This is a genomic window from Enterobacter sp. 6722112, assembly GCF_058661685.1.
In genome coordinates, this window is the sequence record NZ_JBZWGR010000004.1 from 81,444 (window position 1) to 102,769 (window position 21,326).

Sequence of the window (21,326 nt, forward strand, 5' to 3'; positions counted from 1 at the left end):
ATTTCGCCCTCAGCCGGAACCGACCCCTTTTAGAGGGTATGGCTTAGCAGGGTAAGGGATGGATTGACGATCCCTATTGATCCACGACCGGCTTCGCCGGGCTTCGTCGGCCTACCAGCCCAGGAATATGTAAGCCTGGCGCACCGACTTTCATGCGCTAACGCGCATACAGTGGACTGGCTGCGCCCTGCTCACCACTCATGACACCCTCTTTCAGGTTGGAGTCAGTTTGGGTATAGAAAAATTTTGTGCGTTAAGTGCATTATCAACTTTAGGATCTGTTATCCCTCTCATAGAGTTTGCCTACGAAACGTTTTATCAATTAACATTCGGCTATGCCTTACTGGCACATTTATAAATATCAATTATCGACCGTATGCGGCCGACTTATAACGGAGTTTACGTGGGCTTTGTCGTTGACGCTGGTAATAGATTGGTTACGGTCGACCACTCGCATAATAATTTTTGTATCACTACGCCCCAGGGAAATCCGGCTGAGATCACCTTCGGAACGTTAAAGGTAACGTCTATATTCTCGCGAACGAAGGGTAAGCGCGACATCAGCGCCCCCGGCGATAATAGTCCTATGTTGTATGTGTTGAAGGGACTTCACAACTTACGTACACGGCGGCGCGACATTGGCATGTTACATGCCAGTTTCCGTGAAATTCTACCAACATACGTAAATGGTGGCTTTCAGTGGGATTGGATTGTTTCGTTACCTTCATCGAGCCCGGTTTGTAGCCGCTTTGCTGAACGGGTTTACAAACTCACACAGCAAGGCGTTTGCCAGCATAACGCGCTAGTTAAAATAACCGCCGTTGAGGTGCTACGCAGTGTCGACGCTTTGCATATTAAAGCGACGGATAAAACCGTACTTAAGACAGATATTTTCCGGTTTATAAGCACTTATGGCGAAGAAGCACCCTTTCAAATTAAATCAATTCGCCGAGTTAAGCTGCGTAAACATATCAACCCGCTAACATGGGGGCGTGTATGGGCTACACCGCCGCCTAAAGGGATTCTGCTTATCGATGACATGGTAACTTCAGGAGCCTCTTTGGTGAACGCTGAGGCGATATTAAAGCACCGCTATCCACTGGCGCGCATCGAGGCTCTCACTCTGTTTGGATCATCTAAGTGACAACCGGTTGTGGTTGCAATATGCCCGATGAGATATTATTATACTATTGTGGTTGACGAGATCGTCAGTCACAGAGCTGGTATGAGCGGCCTAGCTCTATAAATTATATAACGTCGCCCGCGCTGCGCGTGTGTAGCCTGGCTGTAAGAGCCAAGATTCACTTCTTAGAGAGCGGCTGAGACAACTAGCAGGTTGTAAAATTGCTGTAATGGTGAAGGGCGTCCGACAGGACGCCTTTTGTCGTTTATGAGCCAATTAAAAGCCCCCGCTGATTCTGTTTCTCACAGAACGTACGATGTCCTTTAATTGACCCTCAAACCTCATCTTTAAAGTCCCTTTTTTTTCTCCTGCGTGATTTTACCGGCAGCCATCTTGGCCTTGCGGGCGATACGCTGCTCTATTCTGCGTATTTTTACGCTGAATCCGTCATGGTACCTGAGTTTTTCCTCAATGCGTTTTTCTCTGTCCCTGTGTTCAAAAGAGGGGGGTGACAAGCGGTAGGCTGAACGCAGCTCCCGTGAGAGTTCCACGGCCTTAAATCCCAGCAACGAAAAAATCTTTTGCCGCGTGGCGTAAAAACCATCGCCCGAGCCGTCATCATCCTCATTTGCTTCCATCAGTGCTCGGGGCGTGTCGTTTTGCAGGCTTACAATGGCGCGCACTCTGTCACTGATGCTGAGGGGCAATAACTCTTTGTTAGGTAGGGGTCGTCTCAGAAAACGGAATCTATGGTCACTCCCGTTTTTGCAACACCGATTTTGACGACAAGTTGGCTTGCTTGAATCTATCCGGCGTCTGAATGGGATTTTATTCCCGCGCCTTGATGAGTTCCGCGCCTGATGAACCTCCAGAAAATATACGGCTTCAATGAGCCTTTCCGTTTTACAGGTTCCTCAACAGGCCGGTGGGCCGTTAGTATCATCAATATCAGTATTCGCAAAACCAGATCAGTAATTCTTTAAACCGGTGTATTTCTGCCGTTATGCTACATAAGTTTGCTGTCGTGCCGTTAGGGCCCAGGCTATTCTGGCCAGCTTGTTTGCCAGAGCACAAGTGACGACAAAGTTGCTTTTCCGGCACAGTAAATCCCTGACCCAATCGGCCAATTTGCCAGACTGGTGTTCCAGTTTTTGTATGAATACCCTGGCACATTGAACCAACAAAGTTCGGATCTTTTTATTACCTCGCTTACTAATTCCCAGCAATGTCGTCCTACCTCCCGTGCTGTACTGCCGAGGTACAAGCCCTGTTGCCGCCGCAAAGTCACGGCTGCTGGCGTACTGCTTCCCGTCGCCAATCTCAGTTGAAATAGTACTCGCTGTCAGTGTTCCGACGCAGGGAATGCTCAGCAAGCGCTGTCCAACCTCATCTTCGTCCAACTTTCGTTTCAACTGGGATTCCAAATCTTTAATCTGCTCAACAAGATAGTGATAATGCTGTTGTAATTTCAGCAATAACTGGCTGAGGTAAAGAGGCAAACTATTATCCTCAAGAATGGTACTCAGTCGGCTAATAACGGCAGCTCCTCGGGGAACGCTAATGCCAAATTCCAGCAGAAAAGCATGCATTTGATTGGTTGTTTTTACCTTATCCTGAACCAGGGATTCACGGACACGATGCAGAGCCCGCATTGCCTGCTGAGATTCCGTTCTGGGCTGCACAAAACGCATAGACGGACGCGATGCAGCTTCACAAATAGCTTCGGCGTCGACAAAGTCGTTTTTATTGCTTTTAACGAACGGGCGGACAAATTGTGGTGATATCAGCTTTGGGGAATGCCCCAACTCTTCCAACTTGCGTGCCATAAAGTGAGAACCGCCACAGGCTTCCATTGCGATGGTTGTAGCGGGGCATGTCGCCAAAAATTCGATCAACTTTGGCCGGGTAAATTTTTTACGGTAAACAGCCTTCCCGCGATGATCCTGGCAATGAATATGGAAAGAGTTTTTACCCAGATCGATACCAATGAGCGCAATGTTTTCCATGATAGTTCTCCGAATGAAAGCCTGTCCTCAGCATAATACCGGGAAGGAGGGAGTGACCATCTCATTAAATAAAGCACGCTAAGCGTGCGTGGAGGCTGGCACCCAGCGGTACAGCGTCGGAATGGACACGCCGAGGTTCTTGGCCACGTCCTTGGGCGGCACCCCGCTGGCCAGCAGCTTCTTGGCCGACTCGATCTTGCTGTCGGTCATCTTCGGCTTGCGGCCGCCTTTGCGGCCGAGCTGCTTGGCGACTTCCAGCCCGGCGCGGGTGCGCTCGACGGTCAGCTCGCGCTCCATTTCGGCAAGGCTCGCCATGACGTGGAAGAAGAACCGCCCGGATGGTGTGCCGGTGTCGATGGAGTCGGTGAGGCTCCTGAACTGGACACCGTGCTTGTGCAGATCGCCGACCAGATCGACCAGTTGCTTGACCGACCGGCCCAGCCGGTCGAGCTTCCAGACGACCAAAGTATCGCCTTCGCGCAGCATTTCGAGCGTCTTGGCCAAGCCAGGCCGGTCTGCCCGCGTGCCACTCACCTTGTCCTCGAAGACCTTTTTACATCCGGCCTTGCTCAAGGCTTCGCGTTGCAGCTCCAGGTTCTGATCCTGCGTCGAGACGCGCGCATAGCCAATCAACATGGCTTGTCTCGCGCCCGGTCGATGCGTTCCTGCATCGCCTGCATCACTTCTTCGTGGGTGTACGATCTGGCGTTGGCGTCGGTGGCTTGCCGCAGGGCTTCCTCAACCTCGCGCGTCATCCGCTCGTAATCCTCCGGCCACAGCGCTTGCTCCATGCGCAGCGACGCCTGACCCAGCAGGTGCAGCAGGCTGAACAGCCGCATGTCGTTGGTGGCGACGATGCGCTCCCGAATCTGCTCCTGAATAGCTTCGCTAGCCCGATGCGCTTGTGGTGTGGCAGTCCCCTCGTAGTCAGCGGGGAATTCCGCTTCCTCGGCAATCCTTGCCCAGGCGCTGGCCAGCGCCTCGATGGTTGACGTGCTCATTTCCGCCGCTCCTGTGCTCTTTGGCGAATCAACCGGCCAAGGGGCCTCGACGCGAAAACCAGCAGCATCACGCCTATCGGATACCAGGTCGAGAAGACCACCAAGGCATCGAAGGCTGGCCGTCCGGTGTTGGTAGGCAGTACGGCGGTCACAGCCATCAACCCGCCGACCGTCCAGATGATGCGCCACACGTAGGGCATCACGCGGGGCACGTAGCCGTCATCGAAAGCGGTCTGGTAGTAGCGGCGCAGGCCGCGCTCGGCAAGCGCCTGGCGCTGCCGCTCCGACAGCGCATCCGTCCGGCCATACCAGCGCCGGAATGGTGGACAGCGCAGCAGCAAAGGGGTGAAGAGGATCATCACCGCCACGATCGCGACACCCCACGCCATGACGGCGCCGGCATCGGGCCGCTTGGCGTTCTCGATCACGGGCGCGAAGACGCCCGGAGCACCGATCATCCAGAACAGCGCAATGTGCTGATGGAAGGAGAGCTTCATTTGCTCATCCACTTGCGCAGCAGGCGCTTTTTCAGGGAGGCGCGTTCTTGCGGGTTGCGTCCCTTGTGATTGGCGATGCGATCCGCCGTGGCGGCCTGGCGCTTGACGGGCCAGTAGGAGCGGCCATCCTTGCCCATCGACCAGACGCTGCTGGCCTGGTTTTCCAGCAGGGGCAGATGGGCGCTCAGGGCTTCGGGCGACGCGCTGGTCAGCGCCGTGCGCTCACGGGTGCGCCAGCGCTGATGCCAGAGCTTCTTGTCCTCGCGCTCGCTGCCGCAGGTCGTGTGCCCGACGATGGGTGTTTTGCGGCGGCTGCGGCTCATAACGTAGTGGTCTCCAAGAACATTCAGGACTGATCCCAGGCGTCGATGGTCAAGACCTGATCGGCAGGACAGGCGGCTACGCGGTCGGGAACTGGATGGTGTTCAGTCTCATGCCGACCCCATTCGATTGATCGCGTCGCTTGCGGCACGCTGCGACGCAAGGAGGTTTGCGACCTGGTTTAGCAGCCGTGTCCGCTGCATGTCTGTTACCTATCTCCCCGACCGCTCATTGGACCAACTCCAGAGATTGGGCTCTATCGCTCAGCCAATACGAAACCGGCATTGGCTGATGCCACAACCGAGACGAACACAAATGGCTCGGTACCTGTATTTCGCGCCCCGTGCACTTGGCCCGGTCTTGCCACGGCTATCTCACCTTCCCTGAGGGCACGAACAATCCCATTGCCCTGAAAGTAATCAGCCATTCCCGACAAAACAGTCCACGTGTCTTGGCCGTGAGGATGAATGTGAGCCGCAATTTCCTGCCCGGGATGGACATGCCAAACCACGATAATTGAGTCTCGGGTTTCAAGCACAACGGAACGAATAGGCTCGCCTTCGGACGGCTGAACATACTCGGCTACAGAAAATATTCTCGATTCAACAGTCATCGGAGATCCCTCTTTCACAGTTGTCGTTACGGTCTTCATCGTCGGCATCCTGACGCACGGCGGGCAATTGCTGGAGCAACGCCGGCAGCCATTCCTGTACCGTCTCCCACACCACATCGAGGTTGATGTCGAAATAGCCGTGAGCCATGCGATTACGCATATTGCGCATGCTGCGCCACGGCACGTCGGCATGCGCCTGGGTGAACTCGACGTAGCCATCCATCACCTTTGTGGCCGCCTCGCCGATGACGATCAGGCTCATGATGACGGCCTGCTGGGTGCGCTTGTCGGCCAAGAAGTCGTCCTTGGCCATCCCTTCCACGAAGCTGCGCGCATCGGTTGCGGCCTGCTGAATGTGGTCGAGGTAATCGGGCAGGCGGTTCTCGCTCATATCGGTTGCGCCTCCGCGAGCACCTTGGCCCGGAACTTCGGCGGCAGGTCGCCGGGAGTCAGCAGATCGACGTCAACGCCGAGCAGCGATTTCAGTTCTTCTTCCAAATCGCCCAAGTCCAACAACGTGGCACCGGGCAGCGCATCGACCAACAGGTCGAGGTCGCTGCCATCCCGGTCGGTGCCATGCAGCACCGAGCCGAAGACGCGCGGGTTCGCGGCGCGAAAGCGGCCTACCGCTTCACGCACTGCGCTTCGCTTCATGTCAAGCACAACAGACGGTCGCATGCGCATCCTTTCTTATCGAAACTCGTTGAGATGATATGCAATCAAGAATAGAATTTCAAGAACTATTTTCGAGGGCACTGTTGCAAAGTTAGCGATGAGGCAGCCTTTTGTCTTATTCAAAGGCCTTACATTTCAAAAACTCTGCTTACCAGGCGCATTTCGCCCAGGGGATCACCATAATAAAATGCTGAGGCCTGGCCTTTGCGTAGTGCACGCATCACCTCAATTCCTTTGATGGTGGCGTAAGCCGTCTTCATGGATTTAAATCCCAGCGTGGCGCCGATTATCCGTTTCAGTTTGCCATGATCGCATTCAATCACGTTGTTCCGGTACTTAATCTGTCGGTGTTCAACGTCAGACGGGCACCGGCCTTCGCGTTTGAGCAGAGCAAGCGCGCGACCATAGGCGGGCGCTTTATCCGTGTTGATGAATCGCGGGATCTGCCACTTCTTCACGTTGTTGAGGATTTTACCCAGAAACCGGTATGCAGCTTTGCTGTTACGACGGGAGGAGAGATAAAAATCGACAGTGCGGCCCCGGCTGTCGACGGCCCGGTACAGATACGCCCAGCGGCCATTGACCTTCACGTAGGTTTCATCCATGTGCCACGGGCAAAGATCGGAAGGGTTACGCCAGTACCAGCGCAGCCGTTTTTCCATTTCAGGCGCATAACGCTGAACCCAGCGGTAAATCGTGGAGTGATCGACATTCACTCCGCGTTCAGCCAGCATCTCCTGCAGCTCACGGTAACTGATGCCGTATTTGCAGTACCAGCGTACGGCCCACAGAATGATGTCACGCTGAAAATGCCGGCCTTTGAATGGGTTCATGTGCAGCTCCATCAGCAAAAGGGGATGATAAGTTTATCACCACCGACTATTTGCAACAGTGCCCTCTATCGTCCATTTCAGCGCTCCTTTTTTGGTTCCCAGACTTTATAGCCGTTACGTTCAACCTCTGCTTTTGCCGCTTTGGTTTTACCCGGTTCTGCTATCGAACGTAGGAGGATCAGCGTTTCAATAGCGAGTGATTCATGCAACATCATCTGTCCTGCCGGTGGGAATGTTACGCCAGATAGCGTTTCGGTTATTGCCTTCAGCTCATCGCGCAGTGAGCCAAAATCCGCATCTGAAGCACGGTCAAAAAGGTAATCCAGTTTGCGATTTACGTCGCTCAGCTGGTTGGTAACTATTTTCAACCCGGACTCCAGATCACCTGGGCCAGCTTCAAGGCAGCGCCGCAAATACTCTGACCGATTACCACCTGAAACCAGGTCTATATAGGCCAAAAGTTCATCTGATACTTTTGCGGTTATTGTTGGCATTCAGTCCTCACTTTGTGCATTTTTTAAACGAAAAAAGGGTGTCTAATACGGTGAAATCATAGTATTACCAAAGTAATAAATAAAAAATTCTTTAAATCAGTAAGTTAGATTGGATTTGTAATACCTGGGTAATACCGCAGCATGGCTAAATTTTGTTTTTTTGCTTTTAAATCAGTGTGATAGCGTGATTTATCACGCTGCGTTAGGTGTATAGCAGGTTAAGGGATAAAAAATCATCTTTTTTTGGTAGGGCGATCTCCGTAGGTTAAGGGGCATTTGGCTAAAAAGCGTCCTATTCTTTGATGGTCATGCTTGCATGACCATCTGAGCAACCAAAAACTACAGATAAACTACAAAAAACGTTTTGCCTTAGTGTTGTAAGACTACAAATAGACTACAATAAAACTACAAATAAACTACAAAAAACGTGACAGACTACAAATAGACTACAATAAAACTACAGATAAACTACAAAACTCGATTGACCCCTTCTTACGAGTGTTGTAGAGTCATTTTCATACAACGGAGGGGGTTATGAATAAACCAGCAGATCTGAAACCCCGCAACTTATCGGCTGCTGTCAGATTGCGCCTAAATGAAATCGAGAACTGGCTGGACAGAGGGCTAACGCGGCATGAAATTGCTGAAATCCTCGACAGCGAATACAGCTTTTCGGTAACAGCCAAAGGGCTTGAGATGGCACTGTATAGAACGCGGCAAAACCGAAAAAATGTATTGCACAATACGCATGATAAGAGTAGCGCGAAGGGTGCAGCGGAAAGTGTATTGCACAATACACAACCGTCTGAGCCTGAAGTGCAGGAAAGTAAAAAAGCAGAGAGTCCCGGCATTATTGATAAAGAATTCTTCAAGAAAATCGGTGAGAATTTCGACCCTAAGAAGTTCAACAAAAAATTCTGAGGTGATTTATGAAAGTAGCGGTAATTAATTACAGTGGCAGTGTTCGTAAAACCTTAATTTCATCTTACCTGTTAGCCCCGCGCGGCTTTGTTGAATAAATCAGATTTCGGGTAAGTCTCCCCCGTAGCGGGTTGTGTTTTCAGGCAATACGCACGCTTTCAGGCATACCTGCTTTCGTCATTTTGTTCAGCGCTCGTACCAGGGCCATAGCCTCTGCAACCTGACCATCGTAGTCACGCAGTGTCAGTGAACCTCCGAACAGCTGTTTTACCCGGTACATCGCCGTTTCCGCTATCGAGCGACGGTTGTAATCTGTTGTCCATTTCCACCGCGCATTACTCCCGGTCAGCCGCTGATTCGCAACAGCACGGTTACGGTCTGCATATTCACCGGGCCAGTAACCCGCGCCTTTTCGGGGCGGGATAAGCGCGCTGATTTTCTTACGCCGCAGTTCATCGTGACAGAGTTGGGTGTCGTAAGCGCCGTCTGCCGATGCTGCCCTGATTTTTCTGTGAGTCTGCCGGATAAGACCCGGGAAGGCTTCTGAGTCCGTCACATTGTTCAGCGACAGGTTTGCACAGATGATTTCATGTGTGTTGCTGTCAACTGCCAGATGCAACTTTCGCCATATACGACGGCGTTCCTGGCCATGCTTTTTGACTTTCCATTCGCCTTCACCAAAGACCTTCAGCCCGGTGGAATCAATCACCAGATGCGCGATTTCACCCCGGGTGAACGTTTTGAAACTGACATTAACCGACTTTGCGCGCTTGCTGACACTGGTGTAATCCGGGCAGCGCAACGGAACATTCATCAGTGTAAAAATGGAATCAATAAAACCCTGTGCAGCCCGCAGGGTCAACCTGAACACGCGTTTAATGACCAGAACGGTGGTGATGGCGAGATCAGAATAGCGCTGAGGTCTTCCCCGTGATGAAGGCGTTGCCGACTCATACCAGGCCTGAATAGCTTCATCATCCAGCCAGAAAGTTATGGAGCCACGGTTGATGAGGGCTTTATTGTAGGTGGGCCAGTTGGTTATTTTGAACTTTTGCTTTGCCACGGAACGGTCTGCGTTGTCGGGAAGATGCGTGATCTGATCCTTCAACTCAGCAAAAGTTCGATTTATTCAACAAAGCCGTCTGTGTTGTAAAATGGCGCCGAAAGCCCGGCGTAGCCGGTTGCCGGGCTATAAATTCTGCCACCCTACCCCCTGCCCTGATTAGCCTTAACTCGCGAACAGCAATGAAGAAGTCAAAGTAATCCCTTTTAACCCCGGTGAGCGGGCTTTACGGCGTTTACGACGTAAAGGGCGTGATTTCCGGGGCCTAAGCGGCGGCAGCTTGCTGCTGACGCTTAGGGGGATGTTCATCAACTATTTCAGCGACACCAGGGAACTTAACACGGTAGCTGCAAAGCCCTAATCCCGCTCACCGCCACGCAGCTGCCGTACGTCCCCCACGGGGGTGCGCAGTGCTGCGCGCGGGAACGGCGGCCCGTCTGCGGGACGCGGCGCCGTACTGCGCGTTAGCGGCCGCACGCGGCCGGTTACGGGGGACACTCCGCCATACGACCAGCGACCCGCTGAGCTGCACAATCCACAGATAACACAAGCTACATACATGTCGATATGGGAATCGGCCCACCTTGCCGGGCGCCGGTGCCGTGTGGAAATCCGCCCACCTTGCCGCGCGCCGGTGCTGTGTGGGAATCCGCCCACCTTGCCGCGCGCCGGTGCCGTGTGGGAATCCGCCCACCTTGCCGCGCGCCGGTGCCGTGTGGGAATCCGCCCACCTTGCCGCGCGCCGGTGCCGTGTGGGAATCCGCCCACCTTGCCGGGCGCCGGTGCTGTGTGGAAATCCGCCCACCTTGCCGCGCGCCGGTGCCGTGTGGGAATCCGCCCACCTTGCCGCGCGCCGGTGCCGTGTGGGAATCCGCCCACCTTGCCGGGCGCCGGTGCTGTGTGGAAATCCGCCCACCTTACCGGGCGCCGGTGCTGTGTGGAAATCCGCCCATCTTGCCGGGCGCCGGTGCTGTGTGGAAATCCGCCCACCTTACCGGGCGCCGGTGCTGTGTGGAAATCCGCCCATCTTGCCGGGCGCCGGTGCCGTGTGGGAATCCGCCCACCTTACCGGGCGCCGGTGCTGTGTGGAAATCCGCCCATCTTCATGACAAAAATTTGTCAAATGACAGGCTCATGTGTGCTGATTTATGTCAGACGGGATTTTGCTTATCAATTATTGAGAACAGAAATTTTCCTGAATCATCAATACTATACTTAGCAAGTAAAGGTGTTTTCTCATTTATCTGCTTGAGTGCAGGATCAAGGAAAGATCGTTTCAACTCTGCCAAGTTCTTCTGCTGGGATTCCGGTAAGACGAAACGGTCATTTAACCAAGCATGAGTAGTAACCCATAAGCCTGAAGATTTGAATTGAGCAAGACTTTCATAAAGGCGGATCGTCCGGGGATTTCGAAGACTGCCACAATCGCGGAGCGAGTAGGTGGTGAACTGGTTGGTAATGACTCCAACTTACTGATAGTGTTTTATGTTCAGATAATGCCCGATGACTTTGTCATGCAGCGCCACCGATTTTGAGAACGACAGTGACTTCCTGCCCAGCCTTGCCAGATGCTGCCTCAGATTCTGGTTATGCCGCTCAATTCGCTGCGTATATCGCTTGCTGATAACGTGCAGTTCTCCCTTCAGGCGTGATTCATAAAGCGGCCAGCCATCCGTCATCCATACCACGACCTCAAAGGCCGACAGCAGGCCCAGAAGACGCTCCAGCGTGGACAACGTGCGTTCACCGAATACGTGCGCCACAACCGTCCTCCGTATCCTGTCATACGCGTAAAACAACCAGCGCTGGCGTGATTTAGCGCCGACATAACCCCACTGTTCGTCCATTTCCGCGCAAACAATGACGTCACTGCCCGGTTGTATGCGTGAGGTTACCGACTGCGGTCTGAGTTTTTTAAGTGACGTAAAATCGTGTTGAGGCCAACGCCCATAATGCGGGCGGTTGCCCGGCATCCAACGCCATTCATGGCCATATCAATGATTTTCTGGTGCGTACCGGGCTGAGAGGCGGTGTAAGTGAACTGTAGCTGCCATGTTTTACGGCAGTGAGAGCAGAGATAGCGCTGATGTCCGGCAGTACTTTTACCGTTACGCACCACGCCTTCAGTAGCTGAGCAGGAGGGACAACTGATGGAGATGGAAGCCACTGGAGCACCTCAAAGACACCATCGTACACTAAATCAGTAAGTTGGCACCATTATCCGGCAGGCGATCTGGATTATCGTCACGCTGTTAAATATGTCGCGGTAGGGATACCCGTTACCGGATACCCCCCGCACAGATCCCGGCGTGCGCGATTTACGCACCGGGCTCCTGCCTCGGGTGTCTGGCGGTGAACCGCTCCACAGGCCATGGATGAAGAACCCGAACCCTTGGTAGCCATGCGGCTGCCAGTTTGTTTGCTTTCGTCCAGGTCGTATCATCCTTCTGGCTCCTGCGCCTGAGCGCCCGGCGCCAGAGGTTTGTTACGTGTGTCCTGAACTTCTGCATGGTGGGGAAGTTGCCCGGTACCGAGTGATAGTTCAGGTATCCCTGAACCACTCTCCTGAGCCATTTTCCCTGTTCGGGGATTGAGTAATGCCAGCGCCTTCGCAGACCGTCTTTGATGGCTTTCAGAGTTGCCGTCATCCGATCCCGGCGGGTCTTTCGTATCAGCATGAACCTGCCGTTGCGATCTTTCCCGCTGATGTGCGTGAACCCGAGGAAGTTGAACGTTTCTGGTTTGCCTTTTCCCCTGATGGCACGGTTTTCGGCAGCGAAGCGGCCGAACTCCATCAGACGGGTTTTCTCCGGGTGAACCGTGAGTCCGAACTCCCTCAGTCTGCGCTGCATGGCTATACGGAAGCGCCGGGCATCGTATCGTTTGTCGAACCCGATGACGATGTCATCGGCGTATCTGACCATTACCACATTGCCTGTGGCATAGCGACGTCGCCACTGATGCGCCCACAGATCGAAGACGTAGTGGAGGTATATGTTTGCCAGCAGCGGTGAGATGACCGCACCCTGTGGGGTGCCTTCCTCCGTTGCTCGCCATTGACCCTCCTCCAACGTCCCGGCTGTGAGCCACTTACGTATGAGCCTGATTACGCTCCGGTCGCCGATCCGATGCTCTGTGAACCTGATCAGCCATTCGTGGCTCACCCTGTCGAAGAACTGACTGATGTCGGCATCCAGTACCCAGTTTACGTTAGTGCGTACCAGCCCTGTGGCCAGTGCGTCCAGTGCATCGTGCTGGCTTCGCCCGGGTCTGAACCCGTATGAGAACCCCATAAAGTCGTTTTCATAGACTGCGTTCAGGATTTTCACCAGCGCATACTGGACGATCTTGTCCTCCAGCGAGGCGATGCCGAGCGGGCGTTGTTTTCCATCCGCTTTTGGGATGTAGTGACGCCTGCCGGGCTGCGCCCTGTAGCTGCCCTGATGTAGCCTCCGGTGCAGATCTGTTATGTTGTTCTTCATGTTTCCGGCGTAGTCCATCCACCTGATGCCATCCACTCCGGCGGCCGCTTTCCTGCTCAGGGAGAGGAATGCGGCTTCCAGTGCTTCGACTGTCAGCAGGTGGAACAATGCTGTAAACCGTTCTTTCTTCCGCTGCTTCGCAGCTTCCCGCACGCGTGACAGCCTCTGTGACATGCTTTCCCGGCTCTGTGTCCGGCGCATGTGTGGCTGTTCCGCGTTCCCCTTGGCCCCGCTCCTTCGCTCCACTGACTCCGCTCCTTTCGGGTTGTTCGCCTGCTTCGCCGCTACTATGAGCGAGTCCGACTTCTCCTCTCCGTACATCACCGGCTATGACTCCTCGTCTTCCCGGTGCGGGCCGTCTCCGACACTGGCAGATGGTCAGAGGGGAGATCTCCCGGTTCCCGCGTAGAGATCGTATTGACATGCCAGGGTCTCAGACCCCGCCGGGTCCATGTGGCACTCGCAGTATCGCACCCTATGATGTTGCCTTCCGTTAACAGTACAACGTCGGCACCCGGTAATTTAATATACATTTCGTGGCTCAATGGCTGGCCTGTCAACACCCCTGTCAACGCTTCGCCCCATACCTCGCGGTATGCAACGCATGACTCGGGGACCTTGTGGATTGCTGGTCCTTCAATGGTCGGGGACTTTCACCCCTTGATCTCTACCGGTCTCCCGGCGAACACTGTATGTATAACCAGTAAAATTAGAGTGTCAGGAGGAAAGATGAAACTACAACTTTTCAGCACCGGGAAAGAACTCCCGCCACAGGCCCATCCATTGTTTGCCGATCTGGCCAGCTGCGGTTTTCCCAGCCCTGCTGCTGACTATGTCGAGTCCGATCTGGATCTCCATGATTACTGCATACGGCATCCGAGCGCGACGTACTACCTGCGTGCCAGCGGAGACAGCATGGCCGACGGCAGTCTGTACAATGGCGATCTGCTGGTTGTGGACAGTGCTGAAAAGCCGCGGCACGGCGATATCGTTGTCGCCAGCATGCAGGGGGAGTTTACGGTGAAACGGCTTCTGCTGACGCCGCGACTGACGCTGCAGCCCATGAATGCCTCCTGGTCGCCGATTTATCCTGATCCCGACGAGCTGGATATCTTTGGCGTCGTCACGCATATCATCCACCGCCCGAGGGAGATGTACTGATGTTTGCCCTGGCCGATGTGAACAGCTTCTATGCCAGCTGTGAACGTGTTTTCCGCCCGGATTTGAAAGGAAAGCCGATAGTCGTCCTGAGCAACAACGACGGGAATGTAATCGCTCGCAGTGCCGAGGCGAAGCCCTGGATCAAAATGGGAACTCCGTGGTTTCAGATAAAAAACGAAAGATACCCGGAAAAAATATATGCGTTTTCAAGTAATTATGAACTTTACGCCTCGATATCGGCGCGCGTGATGAACTGCCTGGAGGAACTGGCCCCCAGGGTGGAACAGTATTCAATTGATGAGATGTTCCTCGACCTGACCGGCGTGGAGCACTGTATGGGGCTTGAGGACTTCGCCCGGCAGCTGCGTCAGCAGGTGTATGACTGTACCCGCCTGACCATTGGCGTGGGCGCCGGACCAACGAAAACCCTCGCAAAATCAGCCCAGTGGGCCTCAAAAGAGTGGAAACAGTTTCATGGCGTACTCGCTCTGACCAGGGGAAATCCGCAAAGGACGCGGAAACTGCTTTCACTGCAGCCGGTTGAAGAAATCTGGGGGGTGGGTAACCGTATTGCACGCAAGCTAAATGTGCTGGGCATAAAAACCGCGCTCGATCTGGCTCTGACGAACCCGGCCTTCATCCGCAAAAATTTTTCTGTCGTCCTTGAGCGAACGGTACGGGAACTGAACGGGGAAAGCTGCCTTTCGCTTGAGGAAGCCCCTCCGACGAAACAGCAAATTGTCTGCAGCCGCAGTTTTGGCGTGAAGATCACGGAGTACGAGTCACTCCGTCAGGCTATCTGTCAGCACGCAGAGCGGGCCTCTGAAAAACTGCGTAAAGAGCACCAGTATTGCCGGCATATTTCCGTTTTCATCAAAACGTCTCCGTTCGCCATTAAAGAGCCTTACTACGGCAACGTGGCTACGGAAAAACTTCTTACACCCACTCAGGACACCAGGGACATCATTGCAGCCGCTACAACGGCTCTGGAGCGTATCTGGAGGGATGGGCACCGGTATGCCAAAGCCGGAGTTATGCTGAATGACTTCACCGGCTCCGGAGTTTCGCAGCTGCAACTGTTCGACGAACGCCCGCCACGCCCTCACAGTGCTGAGCTGATGAGGGTTCTGGACGGGATCAACAACTCAGGGCTGGGTAAAGTATGGTTTGCGGGGCGGGGTATGGCCCCGGAATGGCAGATGAAACGGGAGATGCTTTCTCCTGCTTATACGACACGATGGTCAGATATTCCTGCAGCGAAACTGGCGTGAAACTATGGCGATTTCACCGTGAAATTCTCAACCTAAACTGCCTAATTACAATAAGTTAGATGTGAAATCGCCATGGCGAAATTATTGACTCAAATTTCTGTCAAGGACTTCGTTGATAGCCTTGTCCAGTTCATCCTGAATCACTTTTGACATACGGCTAAACTCATAAGTCAGCGTGCGCCCTTTCACACGCTTACGCGCGAACTTGTCCTTTTCTTCAAAAGACCAGAGTGGGGAAACCACTGACTTTTCCTTGGGAGATGGATCTATCAATGCCTGAGATGCCTGAGAAATCAGCTTCAGAATACTGGCTTTCTGTTCGTCTTCTGGTCGCTCGCCATCACTCAAAATTGCATCGAGCTGAGCTGATACAGACTGAATGAGTTCTTCAGGCGTTAATCCCTTTTCACCGAGTTTTTCATTAACTTCTAAAAGAAGTTTATAATCACTAAACGATAGCTCCGACTGAACCGGGAACAGAGAAATTAAGTCTTGCGGTACGGCCGCCGCCTGCAGCGCCCTGGTAACTTTAGCCTGAGATAATCCCTCCAGTTCAGCAATTTCCTTTTGATTAAATCCGGACTCTTTAAGAGCGATCAATCTCAGACCAATCTCCCGAAGATTATGTTCTTTAGCTGTCTGGATATCTTTAGCCAGTTGGCGAGCTTCATCAGCTGATAAATGTTCTTCGGTAACCATTACATCAAGGCCTGTACGGACAAAAATTGCTGAGGCTCGCCGTCTTGAACCATCCAGTATCTCAATCCTTTCACTTTGCTTAATACCAATACAGGGAAAGAACTGCTGAAACTTAATCGTCTGGATAATGGATTTCAGAGACTCCCTGGTCAGTGCAAGTTGATCTCTTCCATTGTTTTCCTGGTTTACGAAGGTCTTACTTTCAACTTCAGATGCAGGCACCCGAACAAACCTGAACGTTACCTTCCTGCCGGTTTTTAAGGTAAATACCTGACTTCTACCGGTGTCAGCCATTTCGAGCATTGACGCCTGAGTATTTAACTGTCTGCCGATGGTTTTTCTTTTCTCATTCGACATCACATACCTCCGTTAGTACGAATGAACTCGATGCGATCAAAGACTGCCTTCGCAAAGTCTTCCGCTGCTGATTTTGCGCTTTTTAGTGCCTCTGTACTTCCATCATAGGTTGCTGGATTTGCTGAAATAACTGTGTCAAAAGTCTCCCCACAACGTTCGAAACCATCCAGTCTTGGCAGAACCATGTCTAGCATATCGGCACCGAAAACCTCTTTGGCCTGACTATGGCAAATTTTGTGATCAGACTTGTTCAGGATCTTGGACATGAAGCCGACATTACCGATGAGATTGCAGGTGTGCCCATCCATTTCGATGGAATCTATGAGGGCAGGGAGGCTGGCCACAAACTTCAGGGAAGAATGAAAATCAACCGTCGCCGGTGGAAGAGGGGTCAACATCAGGTCTGCCGCCCCAATGCAGTTTTTCAGGAACGCATCAAGGTGAGGACCACTATCAAGGAAAATAAAGTCGTAGTCATGCTGGAGCTTGTCGATAATGTTCTCTTTAAGCACCGCATGAATATTTTTCCCTGGCAGATGTTCTTCACACAATCCCTTCCAGCCTTCAGCAAGGAATGCATCGTCAATGGAAGCGGGGATTACATCAACACCAGGGATAATAGACGGTACTATAAAATCGGAAAGTAATTCTTCACGAGACACGTTCTGGAGCATGGCCTGAGCAGCCGTATTTTCAACCAAGCCCACTGAATTCTCATGGCTCAGGAACATTGTCAGAGATGCCTGCGGATCGAAATCGATGGCCAGAATACGCAGGTCTTCGAACAGAAGCTGAGGATGAGCTCGAAAAGCATGTGATAATGAAGCGGTAGAAACTGTCTTGGAACCACCACCTTTAAGATTACATACAAAAATCGTAAAGGCTTTATCGAAGCGATCCCTGTACTTCGGTACTTTACGATGGTTATACAGATCGATGACATTCTGAATCGTCATCGCGTATTTCATCGTATTACCAGAAGGTTTCTTTTTAAAAATGTAGCCACCGGCTTCCATTTCGGACACAGCATACTCAACACTGCCTTTACTGAGCTTAGGCAGCTTATACAGAGCGGCTTTGCTGTATTCCTGATAGAACTCGGTAAGCTTCAATTCCTCTTTTTGCTGTCGGATACTTTCGCTCAAAGATGTCAGAAGCTTACCTGCACGTGTAGCGACTTTCCGTAACTGCTCAATATTGTCCATTTATCACCTCATGACGTTTTTTGTCATTTTGAACAAAAAGTGTCATGTTGCAAGAAAAAAATCATATTGTTTTGATTTCGCTCTCAACAGAAGGGGGATGAAGCTCGACGGGCGTGCTACTAAATCACACTGCAGCAACACGCAGACGCACTTTTGACCATCAACAGCAACTCATACAAAAGGGCTTTGAGAAAGGTATTCAACTTGCAAGACAGGAGAGTCATTCAGAAGGATTCTGATTTTAGTTACGACCAGTGCAATGCTGAGCCTTATGTATCAGCGCTCGCCGCAGCCATGTAACCGAGCGTAGCGAGCGAACTGGCGAGGAAGCGAAGAGGAACCGTTCCGGCAGATAGCTCTTACGCTCAGCACAAGAAGAGTTTTCCATCCTCTGTGGGAAACAGGTCAACTTTAATGGACGCTCCGGACTATGGGAAACAGGTCAACTTCGCGGACGGCCCGGACTATGGGAAACAGGTCAACTTCACGGGCGGCCGGGAGTGTGGGGAACAGGTCAACTTCGCGGACGGCCCGGATTATGGGAAACAGGTCAACTTCGCGGGCGGCCGGGACTGTGGGAAACAGGTCAACTTTGCAGACGGCCCGGACTGTGGGAAACAGGTCAACTTCGCGGGCGGCCGGGAGTGTGGGGAACAGGTCAACTTCGCGGACGGCCCGGACTAAGGGAAACAGGTCAGCTTCTCGGACGGCCCGGACTATGGGAAACAGGTCAACTTCTCGGACGGTCGGGAGTGTGGGAAACAGGTCAACTCCGCGTACGGCCCGGACTGTGGGAAACAGGTCAACTTTGCAGACGGCCGGGACTGTGGGAAACAGGTCAACTTTGCAGACGACCGGGACTGTGGGAAACAGGTCAACTCCGCAGACGGCCCGGACTGTGGGAAACAGGTCAACTACGCAGACAGCCGCGATTGCGGGAAACAGGTCAAGTTAGGCAAGCACTATGGGAAACACAGCAAGTTCAGTATCCCCCCATATGTCAGCAACAAACTAAGGGGGGAGGAAATAAAAATTACAGACTATTGTTTTTTATCAAGAAAATTAAACAGCAAGCGACCATCTTCTTCAGTGGTATATGTTACCTTTAATGGCGTCTTCTCATTAATTTTCTTCAGAGCAGGTTCCAGGAAGGTACGCTTCATTTCAGCAATATTGTTTTTCTGCGAGGCAGGGAGCATAAACCTTTCACATAACCAGTCATGTGTGGTGATCCAGACACCAGTGCTCCGGAACTGACACAGGCTTTCATAAAGCCGGATGACACGAACACTATTAAGCTGGCCACAGTCATAGAGAGAATAGGTAGTGAACTGGGAGGTTAAGCCGACCAGGAATGGCATGACCTTGTAGTTAAATTCAATCTGCCAGGAACCCCGGCCTCGCTTCATTCCTGCTTCAGCCAGCCACGGACGTTTAACTTCTTCAAACTCACCTTCTTTTGGATAAAAGGTAACCGTTGATTCGCCCAGAGCATTTACCCCAGCCTTCACATCACGACTGGCGACAGACGTAGCGACATTGAAGTATTTGACGTAATCGGAAACGCTGATTTTGAAGAGCGGCAATACGTCAGAGTCATCTTCCTGGCTGTCATTAAAATAGGCCTGCATGAGGCATAACCACAGCACACGTTTTGCCTGAAGAGGCAGGTAATATGCAGCTTCGGTCAATTCGTTAGATTGCTTTATACTGGCGCGTTTTTTAAACGTTTTAGTAGCTGGCAAGAGTGCTTGAGTATCCATTTCAATGCCTATGGGTAAATTTTTACCCACCCATAATGACAGTGAAAACAGAAATTGCAAGCTATCGCGATACTTATCCACCGGAAAAATCTGCACTTTATCCACAAGTGGATAATTGAGAACTGAACTTGACCTCTTTCCCATAGCTTGTTGATGCGTATCCCATAGCTTGTTGACACAAAACCCACTGATACGTGATTAATTTCCCATATTATGTTTACCAGTTGCCCATACAGGCCCCCTCTCAGGCCGCACTGTACGCGGCTTTCAGGCTCCCTAAAAGATGTAAAATAAAGAAAAAGAATAAAAAAGTACTTTATAAAAATATGCCCGTGGATAAGTGGATAACCCCGAGGGGAGGTGATTTTTCAGGCATTGAGCGTAAGCAGAATTTATAAGTTTTGTTCCCTGGTGCTTCCTCGCTCACTCGGGGCTTCGCCCTGTCGCTCGACTGCGGCGAGCACTGCTGGCTCGATCATATCCGTGGCCGGAAGATACTACTCCTCCCCCGAGTCGCTCTCCAGAGCCGGCTACAGCGAGACAACCCGCACGAAGATTTCTATCGTCCCTGCAGACATATTCGAATCGTTTTTATTAACCCTGGCTTCCGTCGTGACAGAACACTACGTCCTGTAAAAGGGGGACTAAGGCCCCTGAATCACACACCTGAAATTAATAATGCGGAGTTTTACGATAATGTCATTGCTGGAAACTTTCCTGACCGCTTCTCAGGGGGCAACAATCCTGTTCCTTGCCATGCTGATCTACTGGCAAAAGCGATAAATCCAAGCGGGCTGGCCTTTGGCCAGCTTCGCTGTATAAGGGGAAAAATGCGGCATATCCAGACATTTCACTAGGCAATTTGAATTCAGATATCTATGCTTGGGATCCGGTCAACAGGAGGTAACAAGATGAAACTTGAAACTATACAGATAGATAATACCGTAAGGAGTGGTCTTAATTCTTTCACTGACGGGGTGATTATTCGTGATACAAAGGTATTGATCACGCTCAATCTCCCGGATGGACAGAAAACCACTATTGAGGGGGAATGGCGGCATATGTCGGACGCCAACAGGTTGTCAGAACGTATTACGATGCTTCAGCATGCGATCTATGAGCAGTATGAGGAATACAGAGGAGATATTCCCGTCAGCTGGTCCAGATAACGTCTGACAGACCTCCCCGGCGAGCAGGACGTTCGCCAGCATCATTCTCCTAAGTACTTAAATATTCCCTTTCAGCATGGCTACCGCATCCGCTTCGGGCATCTGAAACTGAACTCGATGCCGCGCAGCAACATCAAGTGCGAACACCTTCGTATAGACTTCCGTCGAGCTAATCGATTTGTGGCCCATCAGGCTCTGCAAAACCTTCAGTGGTATGCCGGCATACAGCATATGCATCGCGTAGGAGTGGCGGAACGTATGCGGGGTGACCGGCACCGAGAATGTCACCCCGTCGACGGCGGCCGCTTCAACCGCTTCGCCAATCCAGGTCCGTACTGTCCGGTCGGTGATGTCCCAGATGCGGGCTTTCTCTGTTCTGCCGGTACGCTTGTTGCGTCTTTCCAGCGGAATTTTCAGGGTGGCCACCATCATCTGCAGCTGGCTGACGTAGTGGTGATCGGAAAGCGGAACCAGACGATGAGCCTGGCTACCGGCGGGAGCTCGGCCGGCTGTCCTGGCCGCTTTTTCGGTGCGCTGCTTAAGCGTGGCCAGCTGCACGAACGGATACGGTGGCACCAGCGAAAAATCCCCCCGGGTCAGCGCCAGCGCCTCGTTGATACGTGCGCCGGTGTTCCAGAGGGTTGCCAGCAGCATCTTGCGGTGCAAATCGGG

25 protein-coding genes and 1 pseudogene are annotated in these 21,326 nt (G+C 52.4%); 7 read left to right on the forward strand and 19 right to left on the reverse strand.

The features are described 5' to 3' along the window. Positions 1-403 precede the first annotated feature (403 nt). Complete coding sequence (locus AC4OVU_RS00825) at positions 404-1,144, forward strand: phosphoribosyltransferase (RefSeq protein ID WP_006687066.1); 741 nt, start codon at positions 404-406, stop codon at positions 1,142-1,144. A gap of 326 nt (positions 1,145-1,470) precedes the next feature. On the opposite strand, the gene AC4OVU_RS00830 is transcribed toward AC4OVU_RS00825, so the two are convergent. From AC4OVU_RS00830 to AC4OVU_RS00880, 11 genes are all read right to left on the reverse strand, one after another. Then, positions 1,471-1,761, reverse strand: a complete 291-nt coding sequence (locus tag AC4OVU_RS00830) for a hypothetical protein (protein WP_243644927.1) — start codon at positions 1,759-1,761, stop codon at positions 1,471-1,473. Positions 1,762-2,124: 363 nt separating this feature from the next. Continuing rightward, the gene (locus AC4OVU_RS00835; protein ID WP_080491134.1) at positions 2,125-3,129 is read right to left on the reverse strand and encodes an IS110-like element IS4321 family transposase; all 1,005 of its coding nucleotides are present in this window, start codon (positions 3,127-3,129) and stop codon (positions 2,125-2,127) included. A gap of 78 nt (positions 3,130-3,207) precedes the next feature. Beyond that, the gene (locus tag AC4OVU_RS00840; protein WP_003100847.1) at positions 3,208-3,765 is read right to left on the reverse strand and encodes a recombinase family protein; all 558 of its coding nucleotides are present in this window, start codon (positions 3,763-3,765) and stop codon (positions 3,208-3,210) included. Beyond that, a complete protein-coding gene (locus AC4OVU_RS00845) occupies positions 3,759-4,130 on the reverse strand; it encodes a hypothetical protein (RefSeq protein WP_003100853.1) in 372 nt (123 codons plus the stop codon). The genes AC4OVU_RS00840 and AC4OVU_RS00845 overlap by 7 nt, the downstream gene beginning before the upstream one ends. Then, positions 4,127-4,627, reverse strand: coding sequence for a hypothetical protein (locus AC4OVU_RS00850; RefSeq protein WP_003100856.1), 501 nt, complete (start codon positions 4,625-4,627; stop codon positions 4,127-4,129). Before AC4OVU_RS00850 ends, AC4OVU_RS00845 begins: the two co-directional genes overlap by 4 nt. Further along, positions 4,624-4,950: a hypothetical protein gene (locus tag AC4OVU_RS00855; protein ID WP_003100858.1), complete on the reverse strand. Its 327-nt coding sequence runs from the start codon at positions 4,948-4,950 to the stop codon at positions 4,624-4,626. The genes AC4OVU_RS00850 and AC4OVU_RS00855 overlap by 4 nt, the downstream gene beginning before the upstream one ends. Positions 4,951-5,204: 254 nt before the next feature. Further along, the gene (locus AC4OVU_RS00860; protein ID WP_003465043.1) at positions 5,205-5,561 is read right to left on the reverse strand and encodes a cupin domain-containing protein; all 357 of its coding nucleotides are present in this window, start codon (positions 5,559-5,561) and stop codon (positions 5,205-5,207) included. After that, positions 5,551-5,952 carry a HepT-like ribonuclease domain-containing protein gene (locus AC4OVU_RS00865; RefSeq protein ID WP_001293886.1) on the reverse strand — a complete coding sequence of 134 codons (402 nt, stop codon included), beginning with the start codon at positions 5,950-5,952 and terminating at the stop codon, positions 5,551-5,553. The genes AC4OVU_RS00860 and AC4OVU_RS00865 overlap by 11 nt, the downstream gene beginning before the upstream one ends. Then, a complete protein-coding gene (locus AC4OVU_RS00870; protein WP_001247892.1) occupies positions 5,949-6,239 on the reverse strand; it encodes a nucleotidyltransferase family protein in 291 nt (96 codons plus the stop codon). The genes AC4OVU_RS00865 and AC4OVU_RS00870 overlap by 4 nt, the downstream gene beginning before the upstream one ends. Before the next feature lie 125 nt (positions 6,240-6,364). Beyond that, positions 6,365-7,069 carry an IS6-like element IS26 family transposase gene (locus AC4OVU_RS00875; protein WP_001067855.1) on the reverse strand — a complete coding sequence of 235 codons (705 nt, stop codon included), beginning with the start codon at positions 7,067-7,069 and terminating at the stop codon, positions 6,365-6,367. 77 nt (positions 7,070-7,146) lie between these two features. Then, positions 7,147-7,563, reverse strand: coding sequence for a hypothetical protein (locus tag AC4OVU_RS00880; protein WP_001142362.1), 417 nt, complete (start codon positions 7,561-7,563; stop codon positions 7,147-7,149). Between the two features lie 534 nt (positions 7,564-8,097). Here AC4OVU_RS00880 and stbA point away from each other — a divergent pair. Next, positions 8,098-8,484 carry a plasmid stabilization protein StbA gene (stbA, locus tag AC4OVU_RS00885; protein WP_001039464.1) on the forward strand — a complete coding sequence of 129 codons (387 nt, stop codon included), beginning with the start codon at positions 8,098-8,100 and terminating at the stop codon, positions 8,482-8,484. Between the two features lie 139 nt (positions 8,485-8,623). Here the strand turns inward: stbA and AC4OVU_RS00890 are convergent, their stop codons facing one another. The 4 genes and pseudogenes from AC4OVU_RS00890 to ltrA all read right to left on the reverse strand — a co-directional run bounded on the left by AC4OVU_RS00890 (position 8,624) and on the right by ltrA (position 13,353). After that, on the reverse strand, positions 8,624-9,592 hold the full coding sequence (locus AC4OVU_RS00890; RefSeq protein ID WP_020956880.1) for an IS5 family transposase: 969 nt from the start codon (positions 9,590-9,592) through the stop codon (positions 8,624-8,626). 1,106 nt (positions 9,593-10,698) lie between these two features. Continuing rightward, positions 10,699-11,007: pseudogene (locus tag AC4OVU_RS00895) on the reverse strand (replication initiation protein); the annotation flags it as partial. A gap of 9 nt (positions 11,008-11,016) precedes the next feature. Further along, positions 11,017-11,714, reverse strand: a protein-coding gene (locus AC4OVU_RS00900; protein ID WP_223811526.1) for an IS1 family transposase whose coding sequence is annotated in 2 segments (ribosomal slippage) — positions 11,017-11,465 and positions 11,465-11,714 — 699 coding nt in all. Because the reading frame shifts where the segments join, the coding sequence is not laid out codon by codon here. Positions 11,715-11,865: 151 nt separating this feature from the next. Beyond that, positions 11,866-13,353 (reverse strand): group II intron reverse transcriptase/maturase, encoded by a 1,488-nt coding sequence (gene ltrA / locus AC4OVU_RS00905; RefSeq protein ID WP_023300763.1) that lies wholly within the window; start codon positions 13,351-13,353, stop codon positions 11,866-11,868. Between the two features lie 405 nt (positions 13,354-13,758). Here ltrA and umuD point away from each other — a divergent pair, with 405 nt between their 5' ends. Further along, positions 13,759-14,190, forward strand: coding sequence for a translesion error-prone DNA polymerase V autoproteolytic subunit (gene umuD / locus AC4OVU_RS00910; protein WP_000776034.1), 432 nt, complete (start codon positions 13,759-13,761; stop codon positions 14,188-14,190). Further along, positions 14,190-15,461, forward strand: a complete 1,272-nt coding sequence (locus tag AC4OVU_RS00915) for a Y-family DNA polymerase (protein ID WP_004118291.1) — start codon at positions 14,190-14,192, stop codon at positions 15,459-15,461. Before umuD ends, AC4OVU_RS00915 begins: the two co-directional genes overlap by 1 nt. A gap of 81 nt (positions 15,462-15,542) precedes the next feature. Here AC4OVU_RS00915 and AC4OVU_RS00920 read toward each other — a convergent pair whose 3' ends face one another. Next, entirely contained in the window at positions 15,543-16,517 is a 975-nt protein-coding gene (locus AC4OVU_RS00920) for a ParB family protein (RefSeq protein WP_000064120.1), read from the reverse strand. Continuing rightward, the gene (locus AC4OVU_RS00925) at positions 16,517-17,722 is read right to left on the reverse strand and encodes an AAA family ATPase (RefSeq protein ID WP_000368714.1); all 1,206 of its coding nucleotides are present in this window, start codon (positions 17,720-17,722) and stop codon (positions 16,517-16,519) included. The genes AC4OVU_RS00920 and AC4OVU_RS00925 overlap by 1 nt, the downstream gene beginning before the upstream one ends. Positions 17,723-18,136: 414 nt before the next feature. On the opposite strand from AC4OVU_RS00925, the gene AC4OVU_RS00930 reads away from it, so the two are divergent. Then, positions 18,137-18,406 carry a hypothetical protein gene (locus AC4OVU_RS00930; RefSeq protein WP_000339857.1) on the forward strand — a complete coding sequence of 90 codons (270 nt, stop codon included), beginning with the start codon at positions 18,137-18,139 and terminating at the stop codon, positions 18,404-18,406. A 356-nt stretch (positions 18,407-18,762) separates the two neighbouring features. Here AC4OVU_RS00930 and AC4OVU_RS00935 read toward each other — a convergent pair whose 3' ends face one another. Further along, complete coding sequence (locus tag AC4OVU_RS00935; RefSeq protein WP_004118283.1) at positions 18,763-19,629, reverse strand: replication initiation protein; 867 nt, start codon at positions 19,627-19,629, stop codon at positions 18,763-18,765. Positions 19,630-20,163: 534 nt separating this feature from the next. On the opposite strand from AC4OVU_RS00935, the gene AC4OVU_RS00940 reads away from it, so the two are divergent. Next, positions 20,164-20,268, forward strand: a complete 105-nt coding sequence (locus AC4OVU_RS00940) for a hypothetical protein (RefSeq protein WP_032409716.1) — start codon at positions 20,164-20,166, stop codon at positions 20,266-20,268. 128 nt (positions 20,269-20,396) lie between these two features. Beyond that, positions 20,397-20,654 (forward strand): hypothetical protein, encoded by a 258-nt coding sequence (locus AC4OVU_RS00945; protein WP_491928586.1) that lies wholly within the window; start codon positions 20,397-20,399, stop codon positions 20,652-20,654. A 57-nt stretch (positions 20,655-20,711) separates the two neighbouring features. Here AC4OVU_RS00945 and AC4OVU_RS00950 read toward each other — a convergent pair. Then, positions 20,712-21,326, reverse strand: a 615-nt coding sequence (locus tag AC4OVU_RS00950) for a site-specific integrase (protein ID WP_491928587.1), incomplete at its 5' end; no start/stop codon positions are given.